The 18,902-nt window shown below is 60.2% G+C and carries 14 protein-coding genes; all 14 read right to left on the bottom strand.

Going from position 1 to position 18,902, the window contains the following annotated elements:
* Window positions 1-75: 75 nt before the first annotated feature.
* The 14 genes from FT726_RS04810 to trbC all read right to left on the bottom strand — a co-directional run bounded on the left by FT726_RS04810 (window position 76) and on the right by trbC (window position 18,901).
* The gene (locus FT726_RS04810; RefSeq protein ID WP_346302470.1) at window positions 76-588 is read right to left on the bottom strand and encodes a hypothetical protein; all 513 of its coding nucleotides are present in this window, start codon (window positions 586-588) and stop codon (window positions 76-78) included.
* Window positions 588-5,726, bottom strand: a complete 5,139-nt coding sequence (mobF, locus tag FT726_RS04805; RefSeq protein WP_346302469.1) for a MobF family relaxase — start codon at window positions 5,724-5,726, stop codon at window positions 588-590. Before mobF ends, FT726_RS04810 begins: the two co-directional genes overlap by 1 nt.
* 8 nt (window positions 5,727-5,734) lie before the next feature.
* Window positions 5,735-7,915: a type IV conjugative transfer system coupling protein TraD gene (gene traD / locus FT726_RS04800; RefSeq protein WP_346302468.1), complete on the bottom strand. Its 2,181-nt coding sequence runs from the start codon at window positions 7,913-7,915 to the stop codon at window positions 5,735-5,737.
* Window positions 7,915-8,562 (bottom strand): hypothetical protein, encoded by a 648-nt coding sequence (locus tag FT726_RS04795; protein ID WP_346302467.1) that lies wholly within the window; start codon window positions 8,560-8,562, stop codon window positions 7,915-7,917. Before FT726_RS04795 ends, traD begins: the two co-directional genes overlap by 1 nt.
* A gap of 110 nt (window positions 8,563-8,672) precedes the next feature.
* Window positions 8,673-9,584, bottom strand: coding sequence for a DUF6012 family protein (locus tag FT726_RS04790; protein WP_346302466.1), 912 nt, complete (start codon window positions 9,582-9,584; stop codon window positions 8,673-8,675).
* Between the two features lie 84 nt (window positions 9,585-9,668).
* Complete coding sequence (locus tag FT726_RS04785) at window positions 9,669-10,193, bottom strand: hypothetical protein (protein WP_346302465.1); 525 nt, start codon at window positions 10,191-10,193, stop codon at window positions 9,669-9,671.
* 14 nt (window positions 10,194-10,207) lie between these two features.
* Entirely contained in the window at window positions 10,208-13,069 is a 2,862-nt protein-coding gene (traG, locus tag FT726_RS04780) for a conjugal transfer mating-pair stabilization protein TraG (protein WP_346302464.1), read from the bottom strand.
* Window positions 13,069-14,475, bottom strand: coding sequence for a conjugal transfer protein TraH (locus tag FT726_RS04775; RefSeq protein WP_346302463.1), 1,407 nt, complete (start codon window positions 14,473-14,475; stop codon window positions 13,069-13,071). The genes traG and FT726_RS04775 overlap by 1 nt, the downstream gene beginning before the upstream one ends.
* Window positions 14,468-14,860 (bottom strand): hypothetical protein, encoded by a 393-nt coding sequence (locus tag FT726_RS04770; RefSeq protein WP_346302462.1) that lies wholly within the window; start codon window positions 14,858-14,860, stop codon window positions 14,468-14,470. Before FT726_RS04770 ends, FT726_RS04775 begins: the two co-directional genes overlap by 8 nt.
* Window positions 14,861-14,907: 47 nt before the next feature.
* Window positions 14,908-15,429, bottom strand: coding sequence for a conjugal transfer protein TraF (gene traF / locus FT726_RS04765; RefSeq protein ID WP_346302461.1), 522 nt, complete (start codon window positions 15,427-15,429; stop codon window positions 14,908-14,910).
* Window positions 15,430-15,432: 3 nt separating this feature from the next.
* A complete protein-coding gene (gene traF / locus FT726_RS04760) occupies window positions 15,433-16,206 on the bottom strand; it encodes a type-F conjugative transfer system pilin assembly protein TraF (protein WP_346302460.1) in 774 nt (257 codons plus the stop codon).
* Window positions 16,203-18,062: a conjugal transfer protein TraN gene (locus FT726_RS04755; RefSeq protein ID WP_346302459.1), complete on the bottom strand. Its 1,860-nt coding sequence runs from the start codon at window positions 18,060-18,062 to the stop codon at window positions 16,203-16,205. The genes traF (FT726_RS04760) and FT726_RS04755 overlap by 4 nt, the downstream gene beginning before the upstream one ends.
* A gap of 52 nt (window positions 18,063-18,114) precedes the next feature.
* A complete protein-coding gene (locus tag FT726_RS04750) occupies window positions 18,115-18,432 on the bottom strand; it encodes a hypothetical protein (RefSeq protein ID WP_346302458.1) in 318 nt (105 codons plus the stop codon).
* Window positions 18,433-18,460: 28 nt separating this feature from the next.
* A complete protein-coding gene (trbC, locus tag FT726_RS04745; protein WP_346302457.1) occupies window positions 18,461-18,901 on the bottom strand; it encodes a type-F conjugative transfer system pilin assembly protein TrbC in 441 nt (146 codons plus the stop codon).
* Window position 18,902 lies beyond the last annotated feature (1 nt).

Raw genomic sequence — 18,902 nt, 5'->3', positions numbered from 1 at the left:
GGGTCGTGAGCGTGCCGGATTTTTAATCCTGGACGCGAGGGACCGGCCAACCGCAGGGCGGCAGCCGGCAGGGTGTCAGTCAGGTTTACCGGTGATCAGCACGTTCAGCAGGCTCATGTCCGAGTACGTCTGCTTCACCAGCTGCACGCCGGCCACGAAAGCGGCCACGTTCAGCAGCGGAAAAATCCACAGGCTGATGTTGTGCAGCGCGATGCCCGTGACCGGCGGGAATATCAGCGCGATGACAATCAGACCGGCAATCACGGTGGTCAGGTTACGCCCCCGCACGAAGCGTCCGTGCTCTCGCCTCACCAGCTGCGGATGCAGCAGGAGCGTCACCGGCATCATGGCGGGGCGCACCTTCATGTCGCGCACGCGCGCCGCGTCCTCCTCCGGCAGACTGTGCACCCGGGCAAACACGCCGACGGCGTTGTCCACCGCCTGTCCGATGCCCGGAATGCCCGGGCCGTCCCCGCCCCGGCTCCAGCGCCGCAGCAGCGGTCCGGCCTCGCGCATCTCCGGCAGCCAGACCAGCAGCATCAGCAGAGAAACCGCCACGGTGGCGGTAATAAGCAGTGTCGTCATCATTACTCCAGTGTCTTCTCAGGTTTATGGCCAAACTCCGGCTCGGGTTCGCTGCGCTCATGGCGCACCACGTTCACTTCGTCATTCATCATTGCCGCGCGGTCCTCGCGCTCAGGCGACAGGTCGTAGTCGCGGTAGTCCAGCGCCTCCTCGCTCTGCAGTTCCTCCAGCGCTGCCTGGAGCGCAGCCTCGCGGTCCGCATCCCGCTCTTCGGGTGCGTTGCCAGACTCTTCGCGCAGGGGGGCGTCCGGCTCTTTCTCCTTCTGACCCAGAGCGTCCTTCAACGCATTCTCCAGCACTTCCGCCTCGCGGCGGTCCAGCTCCTCGCCGCCGGCTGCTGCATCGCGTGACTCAGCGGTGCCATCGGTGCCTGAACGTTCACTGTGGTCAGCAGCGAGCACGACGGGGCTCTCCGGGTTCTCCTTCATCAGCGCCATCGCCTCCGCCAAATCCGCGGCCTCCAGCACCTTTCCGTGCTTTTCACCGCGCTGCAGCACGATGCGCTCACCGTCCGCCGCCCCCTCATAGTGGGCGCCGGCAAAGCTGATTTCGCCTGAAGCAGGAGACACGGGCACGTGCCAGTTGCCCCGCTGGCGCCCGTGTTCATTAAGCACCGGCCAGAGCAGCTCCGGCGTTTTGCCCGCAAGAAAGCGGGCGTCAGCGGTAAGCTGCTGGTCGGTACGGTCACCGAGCCGCGTTTCGTGCACCGGCAGGCTTTTGTCCCACTGCTGCACCTCACGGCCCGCGCGCACGTCCTCCCCGCGCATCACCACGTCGTGCACGGTTTCGCGCCGTCCGCTTCGGCTTTCAACCCGCGTGGTCCAGCCTGAAAGGTTGTCAAAGTACGTCTGAACGTGCTCCTTCGCCCTTGAAAGCTGCACGTAGGTGCTGTCGAGCGCCGCCATCATTTTTCGTGCCCCCTCCTCGCCAAACAGGCCAATCAGGTACTTAACGGATGCGCCCTGCGAGCTGTACGTCGTCACGGCGTAGCCGTAGTCCATGTGACGATCGGCGTATCGCTCTGTAGGCGCGAAGCTCAGCTGCCGGTCGCCCGTATCCAGCGTAACCCGCCCGTCACCGGTAATGCCCGACACTACCGCCATGTCGCTGGCCCGCAGGTTGCGGTCGCGGTCGGTCGCCGTCAGGCGCACTTTGTCGCCGGTGCTGAACTCACGCTGCACCTCCTCAAACACCGCTACTTCCTCCTTGCGCAGCTCCGCCGGACTCATCCAGCGGTCCGGCGCACCGTCCAGCCCCTTCATGTGCACCACGCCGCTGTCCTTATCGGTCTGGCCTGCGCGCCAGTAGGACTCGCCCCGGCGCACTACGTTGCCCTCCTGCGCTCTCCAGAAAGCCTGACGGCCGAGGTCCGCGTTGCTGTTATTCACGCGTGACAGCAGCGTGACGGTGACACCGTCACGCAAATCCCCCTGCGCTTTGAGTTTTTCGTGAACGGCCCGGTTGATGCCCACCCGGTCATCGTTCAGCTCAGCCACGATGAGCGTATTGTCACGCGCCTCCGGCGTCCGCCCGGCGTAGTCATCGGCAATCATCCCGATAAGGTCCGGCTTGTCCGCCTCGCCGGGCGCCGCGTCCGGGCCGGCCGCTTCCTTGGCGAGCCGGCCACCGTCCATGACGCTGCTCTCCGGCACATAAGCCCCCCTGCTTCGCGGCACGGTGTCCGGGCTGATTTCCGCCGACACGCGCACCGCCTCGCGCACGTTTCCGGCGATGACCGCCTCCACGGCGGGCTTCAGCGCGGGGATCTGACGCACGATTTCCTTCATGACCGCCGCATCCGCCGCGCTGCGGTCGAGCGCCAGCGCGAACGGCGCGCCGGACTCCAGCGATTTGAGCTGGTCCCGGTCGCCGCTCACCACCGCGCGGCCCCCGCCCCCTGCGATAACGTTCATCAGGGCGGCCATCTGGGCGTTGCCGTTCATGGAGGACTCATCGATGACAAATACCGTGTTGCTGAAGTCGCGCGCCTGACCGGCGGCCTGCCACTGGCTGCTCTCGCTGAGGAAGCTGGCGATGGTCTGGGCGGGAATGCCCGCCCCGGAGAGTTCGCTCACCGCGCGGTGCGTGGGCGCCAGCCCCCGGATTTCAGGGCCGTCTTCCAGCGCACCGAGCGCGGCAGACACCGTGCGGAACTGCGTGGTTTTCCCCACGCCGGCGTAGCCCTGAATGGCCACAAAGCGATCGCGCGTGGTGAGGATAAGATTGCCTGCGTCGCGCTGGCCACCGGTCAGGCCCGCAGCGTTTTCCACGCTCAGGCCTGCCGGCAGCAGCGGCTTCACGCTGTTTTTGCCCTCGGCCATATGGCGAAGTACCGTCACCTCGTTGTCGAAGTTTTCCCGCGAGATAAAGAGGCCTGCCGCGCCCTGCTCGCCGCTCAGTTCCCGGATTTCGCCCCTTTCCGCCAGGCGAAGCAGCTCCTGCTCCGCGCGCTGTGGGGTGATGCGGCTGTTGTCGCTGATAACGTCCGCCATGACCCGCAGGCCGGCGAAGGTCACCCCGGTGCCGGTGGCTTTCTCGATGGCCAGACGCGTGGCGCGCTCGGGCTGCGTCATCTTCCTGGCCTCCAGCGCCCGCAGTGCGTCCGTCAGGTCGCTTTCTCCCGACAGCGACTTAATGCCCTGCGTGACGCTCACCACGGGCCGGTTTTCCTCCAGGCGGCGCCCGATGGTCGCCTCGTCCAGCGGCGTAAAGGCCATGACATCAGAGCCGCTGCGGCGCAGCATATTGACCGTGGCGTCGTTAACCTCTTTACCTGCCAGTACCGCCACCACGCTACCCTGCGTGCGCCGCGTGGCACCGAAGGACTCCGCGTAGGCGTAATCTGCATAAAGCGGCGCGTGGCGGTCGACCTTAACCGTTTCGCCCTTAGCGTTCTGCATCGTGATGACGTCCTTAAACAGCCAGCGCCCCTCCTTCACCCCGGTGACCGTGAGCCGCTCGCCGCTGCCCGCGCGGGCGCGGAGGTCTGCGGTGGCGCGCAGCTGCTCACCCTCGCGCAGCTCCAGCTTTTTCTCCCGGTAAAGCCGCCAGTGGCTGTCGATGCTGCTGATGTTGACGCCCCGGGTGGCCCCTTTATCATCCGAAAGGGTCAGCAGGTTATGCCGCTCGCTGACGCCGGTGATGATGAATGACGTCCTGTTCCCGTCATTCTCATGGCGCTCCAGCACCATGCCCGCGCGGTAGACGCTGCGGTCGTTACGGTTGGTGGCGTCCAGCCACACCGGCACCCGCGCCGTCACCTCACCCAGCACGCGGCCGAGCTGCCCCTCATCGGTCAGCACTTCACGCGTCATGCCGGTCAGCTGGTCGCGGGTGCGGGCGTTGCCCGCCTGCAGCGAGACGGGGCGGCCCTGCGCCTTCTCCTGTGCGTAATAGCGCGCCGCCACGCCGAGGCGATCCTCAACGGTATCCTTCTGCACCATCGTGACGCGCACGTTTTCACTCTTCGGTGAAGCGGTGAACTGCTTCACGCCGGCAGCGGTGAGTATCTCCGAAGCAAAGCCGGCCGCGCGCCGGGCGTGCGTATCGGTCACAAGCGTGGTGGCCTCATGCTGCGCGGCCGTTTTCAGCACGTCGTGCAGCCCGGAAGTATTGAAGCGTTCAGACTCGGCGACCAGCAGCAGCGCGCGCGCCGGCAGCTCCGCCCCGGCCATCTCCTGCGCCGTCATGAGCGTGACGCCGGGCTTATCGCCAAAGTCCTGCTGCTGGCGCTTACGCGCGGCGCCGTCGGCGGCCACCACGACCAGCGGTCGCCCGCCGTCGCGCGCCATGTCCGTCACGCTGCGGCTGAAGTCGCTGATAAACTGCGTGCCGCCGCGCACGTCGATAAGGGATACCGCCCTGTCGGCGTCGGCCACCTGCGCCAGCACGCCTTTTTCACCCGCAGGCGCCGTCAGCCCGCCCCGCTTTTCCGCCATCCCGGCGGCCAGCTGCGACAGGCGCGCTTCGTCCCGCACGTGGGTGGCGGTGGTGAACAGCGTCTGGTTCTTATCGACGGCTATCAGCTGGCCGCGACCGATGGCGTTGTCCACCGCGCTGCGCACCCGCCCGTAAACGCCGGCCTCCACCGGCACGTGATTAAGCGTGCTGGTCAGCACGTCGTCATAGGTCACGCGCACGCTCCGGGATGACAGTCGCTCAATGGCGTCGCGCACCGCCGCCTCAATCTCTGCCGGGGGCGGCGGTGTGCTGTCGCCCCGTTCTCGCTCCTCTGCCAGACGTTCACGCCGGGCTTCAACCTCATTCCGGAAGGCCTCTGTGTCAAAGCCGGTCTCTTCCAGCACGGTCTGCCAGTGTTCGCGCACGCCCTCCATGCCACCGAACTCCTTGACCTTGCGCGTATCGAGCGCCGCCATGCTCTTCTGCTTTGCGGTCGCGTCAGGGCCCACGGCGGCCAGAATTTCCTCACGGCGCGAGGAGAACGGCTTTACCGGCACACCGGTGATGTCCCACTCGCCGCGCGGGCCGGTTTCGGTAATGGGGTAGCCCTCTGGCTCGATAAGGCCGCGCAGGTGGGCGCGGAACAGCGCCCCCAGGCTGACCTGCTCCTTCCAGACCACGTCGGTAAAGCCCTGACGCCCGCTGATGTCCGTGGATAAGGTTTTCCAGCCCGCTTCTGACAGCGTCGCGTTGGCCAGTACCGCATGCGAGTGCACCTGTGGCTCCAGGTTACGGCTGGTATCGTGCATAAAAACGGCGGCGACGATGTTGCCGGTCTTCTCCATTTCGGAGATGCCGTCGGTCATGGTGCGGGTAGTGGCCAGCTTCTCAACGTCGTCCAGGGTGCGGCGCACCGCCTCGCGGTGAGATTCCACCAGGAACTTATCGCCGGTGACCAGCGCCAGCACGGACACGCTTTTGGGCGCGGAAAAGGTCAGGTCGTAGCCCGGGCGATGCTTGTTAACGTCGCCCTGCATCCGCCGGAGGTCGGTCCCGTCCGGCAGCTGACCTTCCAGCACCTGCACGAAGGTATCGCGGTTGACCGGGCCCTCAAGGCCCAGATTCTCCGCGCCCGTGCCGTACCACTCCGTAGACTGCTCGCCGAGAAAATAATAGTTATCCTCAGCGGTGTAGTAGGCGCCGGCCTTGCCGGCGCTTTTGACTGTGGAAACGGATAGCATGTGTCACCTCAGTTGCGGTCTAAACCAAAATCACCGCTTTTGTGCTTGACGATGTCCGGGGGCTGAAGTGCCTTTTCGCTTTCGCTATGGCGGGATTCAGTTGTACTAGTGGTCGATGAGGGAGAAGACGGTGGTGAAGCGGCGGGAACGGCTTCTGCCGTGGGCGCTGGCAGTGCCGTTACGCGGCCTCCGGCCTGCTGCGTCGCCGTATCGGTCCGGGTTTCCAGTGCTGCTGATGAAGCTTCTGCAGGAGCAGTCGCTGCAGCTGCAGACCCACTTCCCTGAGCATCTGCAGGAGCGGCGCCGCTGGTTTCGCTGTCCTCTTTTGCGGACGCATCCCCGAACAGACGGCCAACAATCTGGCCGGTCTGGTCATCGCTGGTTTCGCCTGAGAGCGCGGCCTCGATGTCCGGATCAAACACGTCCTGCACCTCACGCTGGATGCGACCCTCGGCGATTTCACGGTACGGCTTCCAGGGCAGCTTCATGCGCACCACCGGCCATTCGCCCGGCAGGGTGATGTAACACTCCAGGTCATTCAGGCTCTGCACGTCGGAGTAGCTCACCAGATACTCGTTGATCTCATCTTTGGAGAACTGCACCCCGTCACGGATGATGTCCACGCCGTAGCTGTACTGGTCCTTAAACTTCTTGTGACGCTTTTCACCGATTTCTTTCTGAACCCATTCGGCAATCGAGCCGCTGGGCGCACGATAGAAAATGCGGGTGTTCAGCAGGTCCCAGATGGATTTGGCGGCGTTGGTGCCGTACGTTTCCTCCATCTGGGGGAAGTTCTGCAGGCCCAGCACCGTGCAGCCGCCGAACTTACGGCCCTCGGCGCAGAACTCCGGGAGAATAGGCAGCTTGTGCAGCGACGGGGCCTCATCCAGGTAAATCCAGATGCGGCGGTTGCGGTCTGCCCTGAGCCCGAGAACACCTGACATGGTCATGTAGAGCCATGCGCTCAGCAGCGGCTTAAGCGCGTTATGGTTCTGGCCATCGCTGGAGATGAAAATCCACGGGTTATCCCCGCTAGCGTCCTCGGTGTGCAGCCAGTCGCGGATGTTAAATGGACGCTTTCCGTCCTCATCAAGGCCCTGCAGATAGCGGAGCGATCGCACATAGGTGGTCAGGATGGTGCGGATCGTCATCGCGGTTTTCTCGATGCTGCCGTCCACCAGGTTAGCGGCGTCCGTGCCTTCAAGGAACTGGCGCAAATCCGCCAGGCTGATGGACATCAGCTTTTTCAGCAGCTCGCCGATGCTGCGGTTTTTCTCCCGCGCCATGCGCCGGGCCGTGGCCACGAACAGCGAGCGGGCCGACAGCACCCAGAACGGATCGCTGCTGCCGCTGCTGTCGGGGAGCAGTGAGGTTGCGAAGTTTTCGAAGTCTCCGACGGTCCGGCACTCCTCCCACAGGTCCCAGAACGGGCAGCGCTGATCGAACGGGTTAAGGATCTTGTCCTTGTCCTGACGGTAAAAGGTGGGGATGAAGTTGTTACCCTTGTCATAGATGATGACGCGGTCACCACGCGCGCGCAGCTGCGTGAGCAGGTCGTTGATCGCGGTACTCTTGCCCGACCCGACGGTGCCGTGAAAGCCAAAGTTCTGCATTTCTGAGTCTTTCAGAATGTGCAGCCCGCAGATGCTGAGGGGGGACATCATGCCCGCCTTTTTCAGCAGCCGGTTAACTTCCTTCGGGCCGTCTGCCAGCACGCGGCCGCCGGTAATTTCACTCTCGCGCTGTTTTTCACCCTTGCGTCCGAGGTACCAGGTGATGGCGGTAATGGCGCCGATAAAGCTGAAGGCGGCAATGCCCCAGCCGTAGAAAGCCACGTCCTTTACGTGCATGCCCATCTGCACGAAATAGGGGTCGTCCATTACCTGCTGCGCGGTGTGCTTAAAGGCCACTATCTCGCCGTTGGCGCGCTCAAAGTGAAAGGTCCAGCTCCCGCCGGGGGTGCGGCCCGTGACGTGTTTAAAAGGCATAATGCACCAGCGGATCATCCAGTACGCCCCGCCGTGCACGAACTCCTGCAGGGTGAGACGCAGCAGCATCCAGGCGAAGAACACCACGACGGAGAGCAGCAGCACCCAGTACGAGGCAATATTCATGATCTGCAGGAACATGCCGATCATGTACTTCATGACCTGACCGCCCTGGGTAAAGTCGCGTGCGTTAAGACTCATCAGACGGCCTCCCTGTAGACGTAAGCCATTTCATCGAGGCTCAGGTGCCATTCGGGTGCGCTGATATCGCACGCGACGCTGAAGACGCGACGTGCCAGCGAGTCGGCTGCCGGCGTCAGGCCGTGCAGGTTATCGTGCATAAAATCCACGTAGTGCGCGGCAGTGGCGTACATCTGGCGACTGAGCGGACACTCTTCCCCCTGATGCAGGCGCTGCAAGGCGGCCATGACCAACAGGTCGCCCTCCATAATGGCCAGCTGGCGAAGCTGCTCCGAACCCGGGACCGCCTGTGTCTGTGCTTTTGCCGTGCGCAGCACGTCTTCAGGGAGAAAGTTCCAGCCCTGCGTTGTGACTGATTTAAAAATGCGGACCTCCGGGGCATCCGATGCACTTTCGCTGAATTCATAACTGGCAATGTCGGGGTCCCGGTCGAGCGTCAGGAAAGTACCGCAGCCGGTGAGCGGGTCGTAAGCCGGATTAATCGCTCCATCCCACAGGTGAAAGAGCACGGAATAAACCCGGGCGGGATCCTGCCCCGGGGTGGTTTCAAAGCGGACAAGGCTTGCCGCATCAGCGGCAAAAAAGGCGACCGGCGCGTTCGGGTCGCCGCAGGTCACGTGAGTGACGCGGATAACGTTGGCAGGCATAGTTTTCTCTCAGGGGGTCAGTCGTGGTGCGTACGTGCCCGGATGGGCTGGCGTGATGTTCCGCCTCCTCCGCCAGACGCAGGGAGCGTCAGGACGTGCGGCGGGCGGTCTCAGCAGTCAGAGACCTGAAACAGCGGCTGGTTAATCTGTTCGCTGACGAAGCGCTTGTCGGCTTCGGACATTGCCTGATAGCTGCCGGAATGACGCCGGATGCTGTCCATCAGGTTGGAAGTGTTGGTGAAAAACACGGGGCTGGCTCGCCTGACATCGTTCAGCACCGGCTCCATAATCCTTTTCCATGCCTCGGTCATTCCCTCACGCTGCAGGTCGGTTTTAATCAGTTCCGCCTGCTCACTCAGCGGGCAGACCGTGACGCCGACCCGTGGATAAAGCACCCGTAGCGTACCGGGCACGTCGCGGACGGTGCAGGGAAAGGCATCCTCCGGGGGAGGCAGCCGGTCATTTCCCCACCATTCCGTGACCAGCCGTTCAGGCTCTACGGCGGCCATGGTGAAGAACTCCGTCTGTTCACGGACGATGCCGCCGGGATCAGCACGCCGCCAGATTTCAGGCTCACGCTCGGAAGGTCTGTCGGACGCGGATACCGTCAGGCGGGGCTGACAGCTCGCCGGCGTCCAGTTCCGGGCCGCTGCGGGGATCCGGCTGTCAAATGTCGTGCGTGAGAATGCACTCCACAGGTGAATAAGGTCGGTGGCGGCCTCCCCTTCACCTGAAATATGCATATGTACCCGGTGAACTGACACGTTTCCCTGCACCGCCCAGCGCGTGATGAGTGTGAAGTCCGTTACGGGTCGGTCTGTTTCAAGCAATATTCCATATATAGCCTTATGTCCTTTCTTTCGACAGACATAGTGGAGCTGTTTATTACGAGAAGGATAACGAACTGTAATGTCATGGCCCGCACGCAAATGCAAACTCAGCTCAGGAACTTCGACATCAATGAGGTCAACAGAGATATTGGAATATTTCAAGTAATATGACGGGGTAATGTATATAAGCATTTTTACACCTTATAGACGATATTAATCGCGCCCTGTTCAAGCGCGAGAAATATGTAATGAAACCTCAGCGATACGGAGCGAGTACTATTTACTTCTAAATCCCGAAACGACCCCTACAACTCCAGATAATTGATATCTTGAAACATCAACGCTAAATATCATAATCCCTAACAAGGTTAGTATGAAATTGCCAATTACCAAGGAGCCAATACTCAATTCAGTTACCAGAGACGCAACACCAAGAATAATTATAGATATCAACCAAATAAGCCCGTAAGCATGTATTTTTTTTGCCATTATTTTAACTAGCTTTAGCTCCCTGATAGCTGGAGAATTAACCATACTAAAGAGATAGTCATAGCCGAATAAATAACCAAGGATAAATATCCAGTTCAAAGTACCAAAACCAAGCAAACCAACCCACGTTAAAAAATCAGCATTTTGGGGCATGAAGAATAGAGTCATTGCCGAGAATAAATAGAAGATTATTAAATGAAACTTCAGCCTTTTTATTGGAGAGAGAAATGAAGGGATTTCTTTATCTGAAGTTAATGCTAGCTTGGTTATCTCTTCTGTATCATGCCTGATTTCTTTATGAGTGATTTTCATTATTCACCATACTCCTATTTATTTTTTGAATCATCTAGTTTCTTTTCAAAATCCTTATATGTTTTCTCTCCAACTATGTTTAATGACGTCTCTTTCTGATGGGATTCTGCTGCTCTTTTATTAGCTGAAAACTCCTCAGATTTATCATCAAATTCATGTTTTCGAGATCCATAAGAACCATTTGCATCCACCTTACCATTTTTAAGCTCCTGCTCGGCGTTTAAAGCTCTATCTTTTACCATTGCACGTTGAGCCTCAACCTCATTATTTATTCCAGCATTAATATTATTTCTGCCCACTCCAGCGTCAATATCCCGGTTTGCATTTTCATATGCCTTCCCAAATTGAGAACCTGCTGTGTTTGCTGGTGATGAAATACCTTCACCCGTCCTGCCCGAATTCTGCTCATAATTTTCGTCAATGCGACCCTTAAGTTTCTCAGCGAAGAACTCCTGCACCAGCCCGTCACGCTGTTTTTGCACGTTCTCATCTGACGTATTGCTGAGGATGGTCTCTGCATTTTCAGGTGAACGCTGCAGCGTCCACTGTACAAACTGCTGAGTGTAATTGTCGCGAGCACCTGCGCTGAGCGTTTCCGTCTGAGATGCCATTTTCTGCAGTTCATGAGTGTGCGACTGACTGGCCGTATACTGCTCATACTTGCTGTCAGACGTAGTAATGCCAGACGAGATCTGATTCATCAGGCCGGATGCATTGTTATCCACATGCTGCCCGTTAAACGACGTGTTGTAATTACGCAGCACGTCCATGCCCTGGCTGAAGTCCTGAGATTCACGAGCTGAGAGTGTTTGGGAGTTATTTTCACCTGCTCTGCCACCTTCAGATATTTGTGAGGTTGAACCAGTTCGACCAGTTTTCTCGAGCCCACCATGAGCATCGATTTTGCCCGAGAATCCCGTCATTAACTCGCCCGTTTTACCAAATAATTGCTTACTGCTATCGAAACCAGCTTGCCCCCTTACTCCAGCATTTACAGCAAGATCACGAGACTTACTTTCCAGCTCCGAATAAGCCTGATCAAGGCTGACATGATTACGGGTGGCATAATCCTGTGCCACGTTCTGCATTCTGTTCACGCGCTCTGCATCCGTTACGCTCAGACCGGTTGAGGCGGACAGCGTTTTCGAATCGCTGTTACCGAACTGCTCATGGAACTGTTTAAGCTGCGAGCCGGTTTCCTGAACGGAATGGTTGTAACCCTGCATGGCCGATTCGGTCTGCGCCTGACTGTCGCGCACGGAACGCTGCGCGGCGCTGGCCAGATTCCTGTCCAGATGAAGATCAACAGGTAAACGGCTTGTTGCGCCAGTTGAGTCATAGACAGTTTGCCCATCCGGAGTGAAAGTTCGAGAGGCGCCAGTACCAAGCTGCAGGGTGCTCATCCCTTCGCGCAGATCACGGTTAAGGTTGGTTTTAAAGCCGTTGACGTTATCCACCTGAACGTTACCGGCGCTGAGATTCCCCGAAGCCACAGCGGCTGAGTCTGCGGCGGAAGCGCTGCTGAGCGCGCTGCCCAGGCTGGAGCTGAGGCTCGCAAAGCCCTGACCCAGCCCGGTAAATAGGCGGAACGCCAGGAACGGGATAGACAGCATCAGCCAGCCCGCAATACCTGCGGTTGTGGTGCTGGTTTCCATCAGGCGGTTCATGTTAGACAGCGTCGGGCCGGTGGCCTGAAAGCTGTTCTGCGTACTGTAGTTCACCGCAAAGTTAAAGATGGCGAACATGATGGGCCACAGCATCAGGCTGCCCATGAAGTTCAGGTAGCTCTTGATGACGGACCAGGCAATCTCACGCACGTACAGCGCCAGTATCATCACCGGGAAGATGCAGATACAGAACAGCATCAGCACGGTGTGCAGCTGCGGCAGCACTTCAGTTGCGATGGTGTAGCTCACCGCGTGCGACAGCCGCAGCTTCATCAGCGACTGTTCCGAGGCGATATCAACCATGGATGCGGTATCGTTCATGCCCTTCACGTAGCTGTTCAGGCCCCGGCGCAGGCCAGCCACCGCGATGTTCTGCAGCATGATGCTCTGGGCCGATTTACTGCTGTCAAAGAAGTAGCTGTACGAGCCGGCCAGCTGGTCGGCGTACACCGTCTGCGGAGAGGTATTTCCGGGCAGCATGCGCGCAGCGTGGCTCATAAAGGTGGTGCCCGTGTTGTTGCTCTGCGCGGTCATCAGCGTTTTCAGCTTCGGCGCCGCGTCACGGCAGAACATAAAGGTGGTGCCCGACGCATCCCGCCAGTACACACCCCGCAGCGGGCTGGGGTTACTGAAAATCACCGACTGCACGTCCTCTGACTCCATCACGTCCTGCGTGCTGTACTTGTGGTTCAGCATGATGTCCGGCACCACGCAGTTCTTGGTGTACTCCACCAGGTTATACGACAGCACCGGGTCGCGGCTTTCGATGGTGAAGCTGTCCTGCATCAGCTTGCTGGCAAACAGCATGCCTGTTTTCGTGTAGGCCCGCTCATCAGGGAAGTGAAAAATATCCTCATACGCGGTAGTCATCGTGTACCCCGTCCCGGTAATCAGATAGAGCGGCAGCGCCAGCCCCACCGGCACGTTGTCCACCCGCCCTATCGTGTCCGGTGCGGTCAGGTCGTTCACCACCACCGTGACCCGGGGCGTCAGCAGAACGGCCGTCACCATGACGAAAGTAAGCCCCCAGCCGAACATGGTCCGCAGATCGTGCGTCCGGAGGTAGGTAAAGATGCAGAACACGATCCCCAGCGTCTCCGCCACCCACACCGTGGTGCGCCAGCCGCCGTTCTCCATCATGGTGGCAACGGCGTTAAGCCCCATGGTGATCATGCCGCCGGCGCTGACCACCCAGATATCAAGAGCCATTAGTTACCTCCAAACTGGTAGTTGGACAGCACGCTGTCGGAGACAGAAGAGGAAAGCTGCTGACGCGTTTCTGACAGGCTGCGGTCGTACTCGGCCAGCCCGTTCTGCTGCACCTGAATGCGCGACACGCGCTGGCCCAGCTCGTTGCGCACCTGACGCAGGTTTTCCCGGAAGTGCTTGTTCTCTTCTTCCGTATCAAGCGTGCCCGCTGCGCCGCTGGCGGCAACGTCAATCAGCCCGTTGATGTAGGACATCACCATGTCAGCCGCGATGTATTCCGCCAGGCTGCTCACCACGCTCTGGTCCATGCCCACCGACGCGGAGTCGATGGTGTAGCGCAGGATGCGTACCCGCGTGCTGCTGATAAGCGCCCGTTCGGTGTCGGTCAGCGCGGTGTCGCTGCGGCTTTTATCAAAGATATCGTTGAGGATGTCCCGCACCCGCCCCGTCATGCCCTCGTCCTCGCTGAGCGTGAGGTCGGCAATCGTGGGCGACAGGCAGGTATCGTTGTCGTTACAGCGGTAGATTTTCTCCGTGCCGCCGTTCAGCAGCGTATTGAACATTGACTCGCTGCCGCCGCGCGGCTGCAGGAAAGTCGGATTGCCGTTCGCGTCATAAATCACCGTGCCCACCATCGACATAATGAACTCCTTGAGCGCGCGATCGTTGCTGAAGAACTGATTGAGCTTCGTGAACGTGTCCCACGTGAGGTTGCGGTTGCGCGGAATGCGCTTCTTCTCATCGTCGGTCGCCTTGTCGAACACGCTGCTGGTCTCGCCGCCGACGCCGCAGCCCTGACGTGACGCCGCCCAGTCAGAGAACACGTCGTGCTTCGTGCCGAGGTCCTGACAAATCTGCGCGCTGGCCGCCTGCGTTTTTGGCCACAGCCCGCCGACGATAGACTGCGCCGCCTGACAGGTGGAAATGTTCATGTTGTTGGTATCGGCCGCGAGCTTCTGCAGGTAATCCTTGACGGCTTTGCACTGCGGGCAGATGGTCTCAAGCCCGAGGTCAAAGGCGTATCCGGCCGCGTTGCTGAGGATCTGCTTGCCCATGATCTTGATGCTGTCGCTGTTGATGAAGCTAAAGGAGCCCAGATAGGCATCGATGCCGCCGCAGCCTGACTTGATGTCCGGGAGCGTCACCGAAATCAGCTGAATGTTGCGCACCGGGGTACGGATAAACAGGTTTCCGCCGGTCAGATAGCCCGCAGACTGACCCTGCCAGGCGGCGGCCTGCGTGTAGTTGCCTCCGCCGCCGCCCATGTCGTTAAAGAATTTGTTGATGTCGTTCTGCACGTCAGCAGAAGCGCCCGCAGAGGACAGCAGCAGGCCGAGGCTGAGAGCAGCGGAAAAGATGCGGCGCATGGCGTCATTCCTCGTAAAGTCGGTTACTGAATCAGTCATGGCGGATGAACTCCATCACGACTGACGAGTGCGGGTCCGGTAACAGCGCCGGAACCAGCCCGGCACGTCTGGCCATCGTGCTGATCAGCAGGAGCACGTCGGTGGTATCCGGGAGGCTGATTTCCTTATGAGAAAGCCGGAGGTCGTCGTCGCTGACCGGGGGAACGCTGATTTCGCCCTGCCAGATGGTCAGGCAAAAAGGCGAGTGTTTCTCCCGGTGAATCAGCAGTTCGGTAACGGAACAGCCGGCGCGGTAGCAGGCCACCTCAATACCCGACAGGCCGGAAAGCACGCCCATCAGATCACTGACGATGGCGTCACTGCTGGCGTCAGGCATTACCCTGAAAGTGGCCGAAACGCTGAATAAATTTGGTCTGTTGTTCATCACAGCACCCCCAGACGCACGGCCAGCGCAAAGGATTCATCCAGGCGCTACTTCAGCGCCTCCTCACTCATTTCCCCCTGCGACAGCGGGATGGTGACCAGCGACTGCGTATTGATAATGAAGTCCGTAGGCGTCGCCTGCGGCAGCTCCGCAAAGAAGTCCTTCAGGATGCCGTCATTCACCGGCATGACCTTCGGGAACACCGCATCGCCCTTACCGTCAAAGCTGTAAACGAACACGCCGATGCCGGTCTGCTCTGACACCGACTTCAGGGTCGGGTTGAAGCGGTGGCAGTACGGGCAGTCCGAGCGGACGAAGTGCACAATCTGCCAGTGGCCCACGTCCACGCGCCTGCCGTCGCTCAGCTGAAACCACACGGATTTTCCCGGCGTGGCGGGCTGCGGGCTCTCCGGCTGAGCGGTGGCTTCCTTCTGCGGCGGGGTCTGTGACTGTGCGGGAGCTTCTTCCCCGGACTTGGCCTGCTCCAGGCGGGCAATATCATCAATCGTGCTGGCCGTCGCCAGCAGGGGAGCCAGCAACAGCAGTGCGGCAAACAGTTTTGCAATCATGGGTTAATCCTCGGGCTGGAAGTCGGTAACGATGTTGAGCATGCGGCGCGCCAGATCGTCCTGGGTGATGAAGCCATAGGCCAGCGGCTGGTATTTCTTCGTGCGCGGCTCCACCAGGTAAATGGCCGGGAAGTGCTCGATTTTCATTTTCTCGGCCTGCCCGGCATTCTGGCGGGTGTCCGGCAGGTCCGGGCTGGCGCGCCCGTCAACGGTGACGGGGATAACGGTCAGGCCATACTGCTCGCTGAACTCCTTCACTACCCCGCCGAGCCGGTTGTCGAGCGGCTCGTTGCCGCGATAAAAGAAGAACACGCCGTAGCGCTGGTTCACGTAGCGGATGGCCGCCTGCTGCTTCTGGCGCTGCTCGGTGTACTGGATGTTGGCAGTGCCGTTGTAGAACGGGTGCTTCAGGCTGTAGTCCAGTTCCGGGTTGTCCAGCAGCACCTTTTCCCACCGGGAGGCGAACATGCTCGCCTGATTGACCATCCAGTCCTGCACGATTTTGTAGCGCCGGATGTTCTCAGAGGAGGGGTGCAGCATCGCCTCGTTCATCAGGTTGTCGCGGAACGCCTGCAGCCGCTTCATCTTCTGCGTGGGCGTTTCCTGCGGGGCCGGAGGGGGCGCTGCAGGCGGCTCCTCCTCATCCTTTTTCACCGGCTCGTTGTACCAGTACCAGCCCACGGCCGGGTCGTAGTTATAGCCGTCAGGCTTTTTATCTTCCGCCGCGTGCAGCGGCAGCGTCGCCAGCAGCAGCGACAGGCAGATGATTTTTTTCACGGCTGGTCTCCTGACTTCAGGCTGTTCTGGATATCGGACTGAATGCGGTCCTGCAGGGCGTCCTCATCGGGCAGCTTCACGTTGGTGTTGAGGTCGTCGTAAAAGTCGCTGAAGTCGATATGATCAAACTTGATGCCCTGCAGCTCGGCGATTTTGATGCCCCGGCAGTCGGGGTCGCTCGCGGAACCAAAGCTGATGCCCAGCTGGTCCCGGCGGCCCTGCTCCTGCACGATGCGGGCAAGCTTGCTGTCAAACACGCAGTAGCCCTCTTTCTTCTGCAGGCAGACGCCGAGCACCTTGCGCGAGCAGTACGAGCCGACCTTCACGACCAGCTTTTTCTCCTTGCCGGTGCCGATCTCTTTCTCCTCGGTGTTGCACTGTGCAAGCCCCGCATCCTGCCCCCAGCCGCCGCTCTTGCAGCAGTTGCTGAAGCCCGCCGCGCTCTGGCGGCAGGACATGCCTTTACCGGTAAACGCCGTGACCTGATTGGGGTCGATGCCGTTGACGTCCTGCCCGTAAGCGGCCAGCGCCGCCAGCTGCGAGACGGCCTCCTCAAAGTTCTGGTTCTCTCCGTTATGCATGGCGGCGCAGCTGCCGTCCGAGCAGTAGAACTCCGAGCCGCAGATGTAGCCGGTGCTCTTCACGGTGTGCGCACACTGGTAGGTCAGCTTGCTGTAGACGCAGTAGTTGCCGATTTTCTGCGTACAGGTGCGCGTGCCCTCGCTGCAGTTCGGGTCATCGATGTAGGCCTGGCAGGTGTTGGTGTCGTCTTCGTAGAGATTCCACTGCGTGGTATAGCCCCAGCAGTCGCTGTAAACGCTGTAGGCCTGTCCGCCCACGGTAACCGAGCGGGTCCCGCCCGGGTCGCTGCAGACCTCGCTCATCTTCACGGCGTCGCCCATGTCCGCCGGACAGCTGTTGGTCCACTCAATGCCCGCCTGCACGGTGTCGCGCACGCCCTGCATCGGCAGCGTGACGCGCCAGACTTGCGTGCCGTTTGCCGCCGTGCGAATGACTCCGTCACGGCCGCTGCTCAGGCTACCGTCTGTGTCGTAACGCAGAAATAACGACACGACCTGCCCTTTCGTCACGTTCTGGGTAGGGATTGTAAACGTACCGCTTCGGTTAGGTTTTCCTTTTACCGTGGTGCCTAGCGCCTGAATGGAGTACCAGAGGCGGTTGGCCGACTCGCCGTGATAGGACGGGTCTTTCGGATACAGCTGCTCCCACGTGCCACTGCTGATTGTGCCGTCATCCGGAACCGTAAAGTCATACCTGACCCAGTAGTTCTCAACCATAACCGGCGAGGCGTTTGCGGCATCGAGGACCAGTTGCGTACTGTAACTTTCCCGCGAACCGGTGGTGACGATGGTGGCCTTGCGGGTGCAGGTCTGTGACAAGCTGGAGGCCAGCTCGCAGGCGTGCGTTGTGTACGTGGTTTTACTCAGCTCCTGCGCCACGCACTGGCTGCCGTTCACGCCGGTAATGGCGTCGGCGCTGTTACGGATTTCGTCGCTGCGCTTCATCATGTCGGAGTCGTAGCTCAGCTTGTCGGCCGGGTTATTTACGTAGGACTCGCGGGCGGTCTGCCCGAGGTCGGACTCCGTAAGCTCCGTCTGGCCCTTCACGTCTATGTTGGTCGACGTCTGCGTCGGGTCGCTGTAGAGGTCGCGCTGCGGCGCGTCCGACGAGTAGTTTTCAAAATAGCTGCCGGGGTCGGCGCTGGTCGTGCCGTTTGCCGATTTACCGGCGCTGACGCCCTCCTGATTGGAGGCGTCCATCGATGCGGCCAGCGCGCCGGCAGAGAGGCAGGCCAGCAGCAGCCCCTGCAGCAGGGAGCGTATTGGTTTGTTCATCAGAGTGTCCGGAGAGAGGGAAAGAGGGCCCGCCGCAGCGGGCCGGGTAGACTCAGTCGCAGCGGGTAAAGCTGGCGTTCAGCTTCTGCTGATACTCCGCTTTATCCATCGATCTGAGGCTCAGCAGCGCCGCATAGTCACCGTTCTGAGAGGCAATTGCTCTGAGCTGGTCCGCACTGTAGCCCTCACCGCAGGCTTTGCGGTGCGCGGCATTAATATCCCCGAGCACGCTGGCCACATCCGGGTCGCCACTGTGACTGACTGCCTGCAGGTACGCCTCGCCGTCAGCCGGGGTGCCTGTCTTTGCCAGTGCATCGCCGGATATAGCAACTGCAGCCAGTAACAGGCCGGTTAACATTCTGCTTTTCATTGTTACCTCACTCACTGAGATCATGCTGTCACTCCCCATCTGCTTTAGCGCGGCACTCACCGCGCTGATTGATCATGTCCAGCGCCTGACTGAGCGCCACGTTGCCGTACACGATGTCAAAGTGCTCCCCGCACTTCTTCACCAGCGCCGGGACCTGCTTCACGCCGTAGCGGTCAAAGCGCACGGGGTCAATCTGGATGCCGCGTACCTTGTAGGTGGTGATCAGGTTCAGCATGTACTTTGCGGTCTGATCCATGTTGTCGTTGATAAGCCCCCGGAAGTAGACGGGGATGTTCTTTGCCTCCGCCGCCTTCATCAGAAGCGCAAGCTCCTTATCCGGCAGCGAAGACGACAGGAAGTACGCCGTTTCATTTTCCGTGCTGCTGACCTGCGTACCGTCAGCGGCCAGCGCCGGCAGGCTGCTGACCAGGCAGGCGCCGTAAAGCAGCGCCGCGTTCAGTGATTTCATG

Source organism: Pantoea sp. Morm, from assembly GCF_016643525.1.
Taxonomy (GTDB): Bacteria; Pseudomonadota; Gammaproteobacteria; order Enterobacterales; family Enterobacteriaceae; genus Pantoea; species Pantoea dispersa.
The sequence above is the reverse complement of the archived record's forward strand: the minus strand, read 5'-3'. Positions and strand labels throughout refer to the sequence as shown.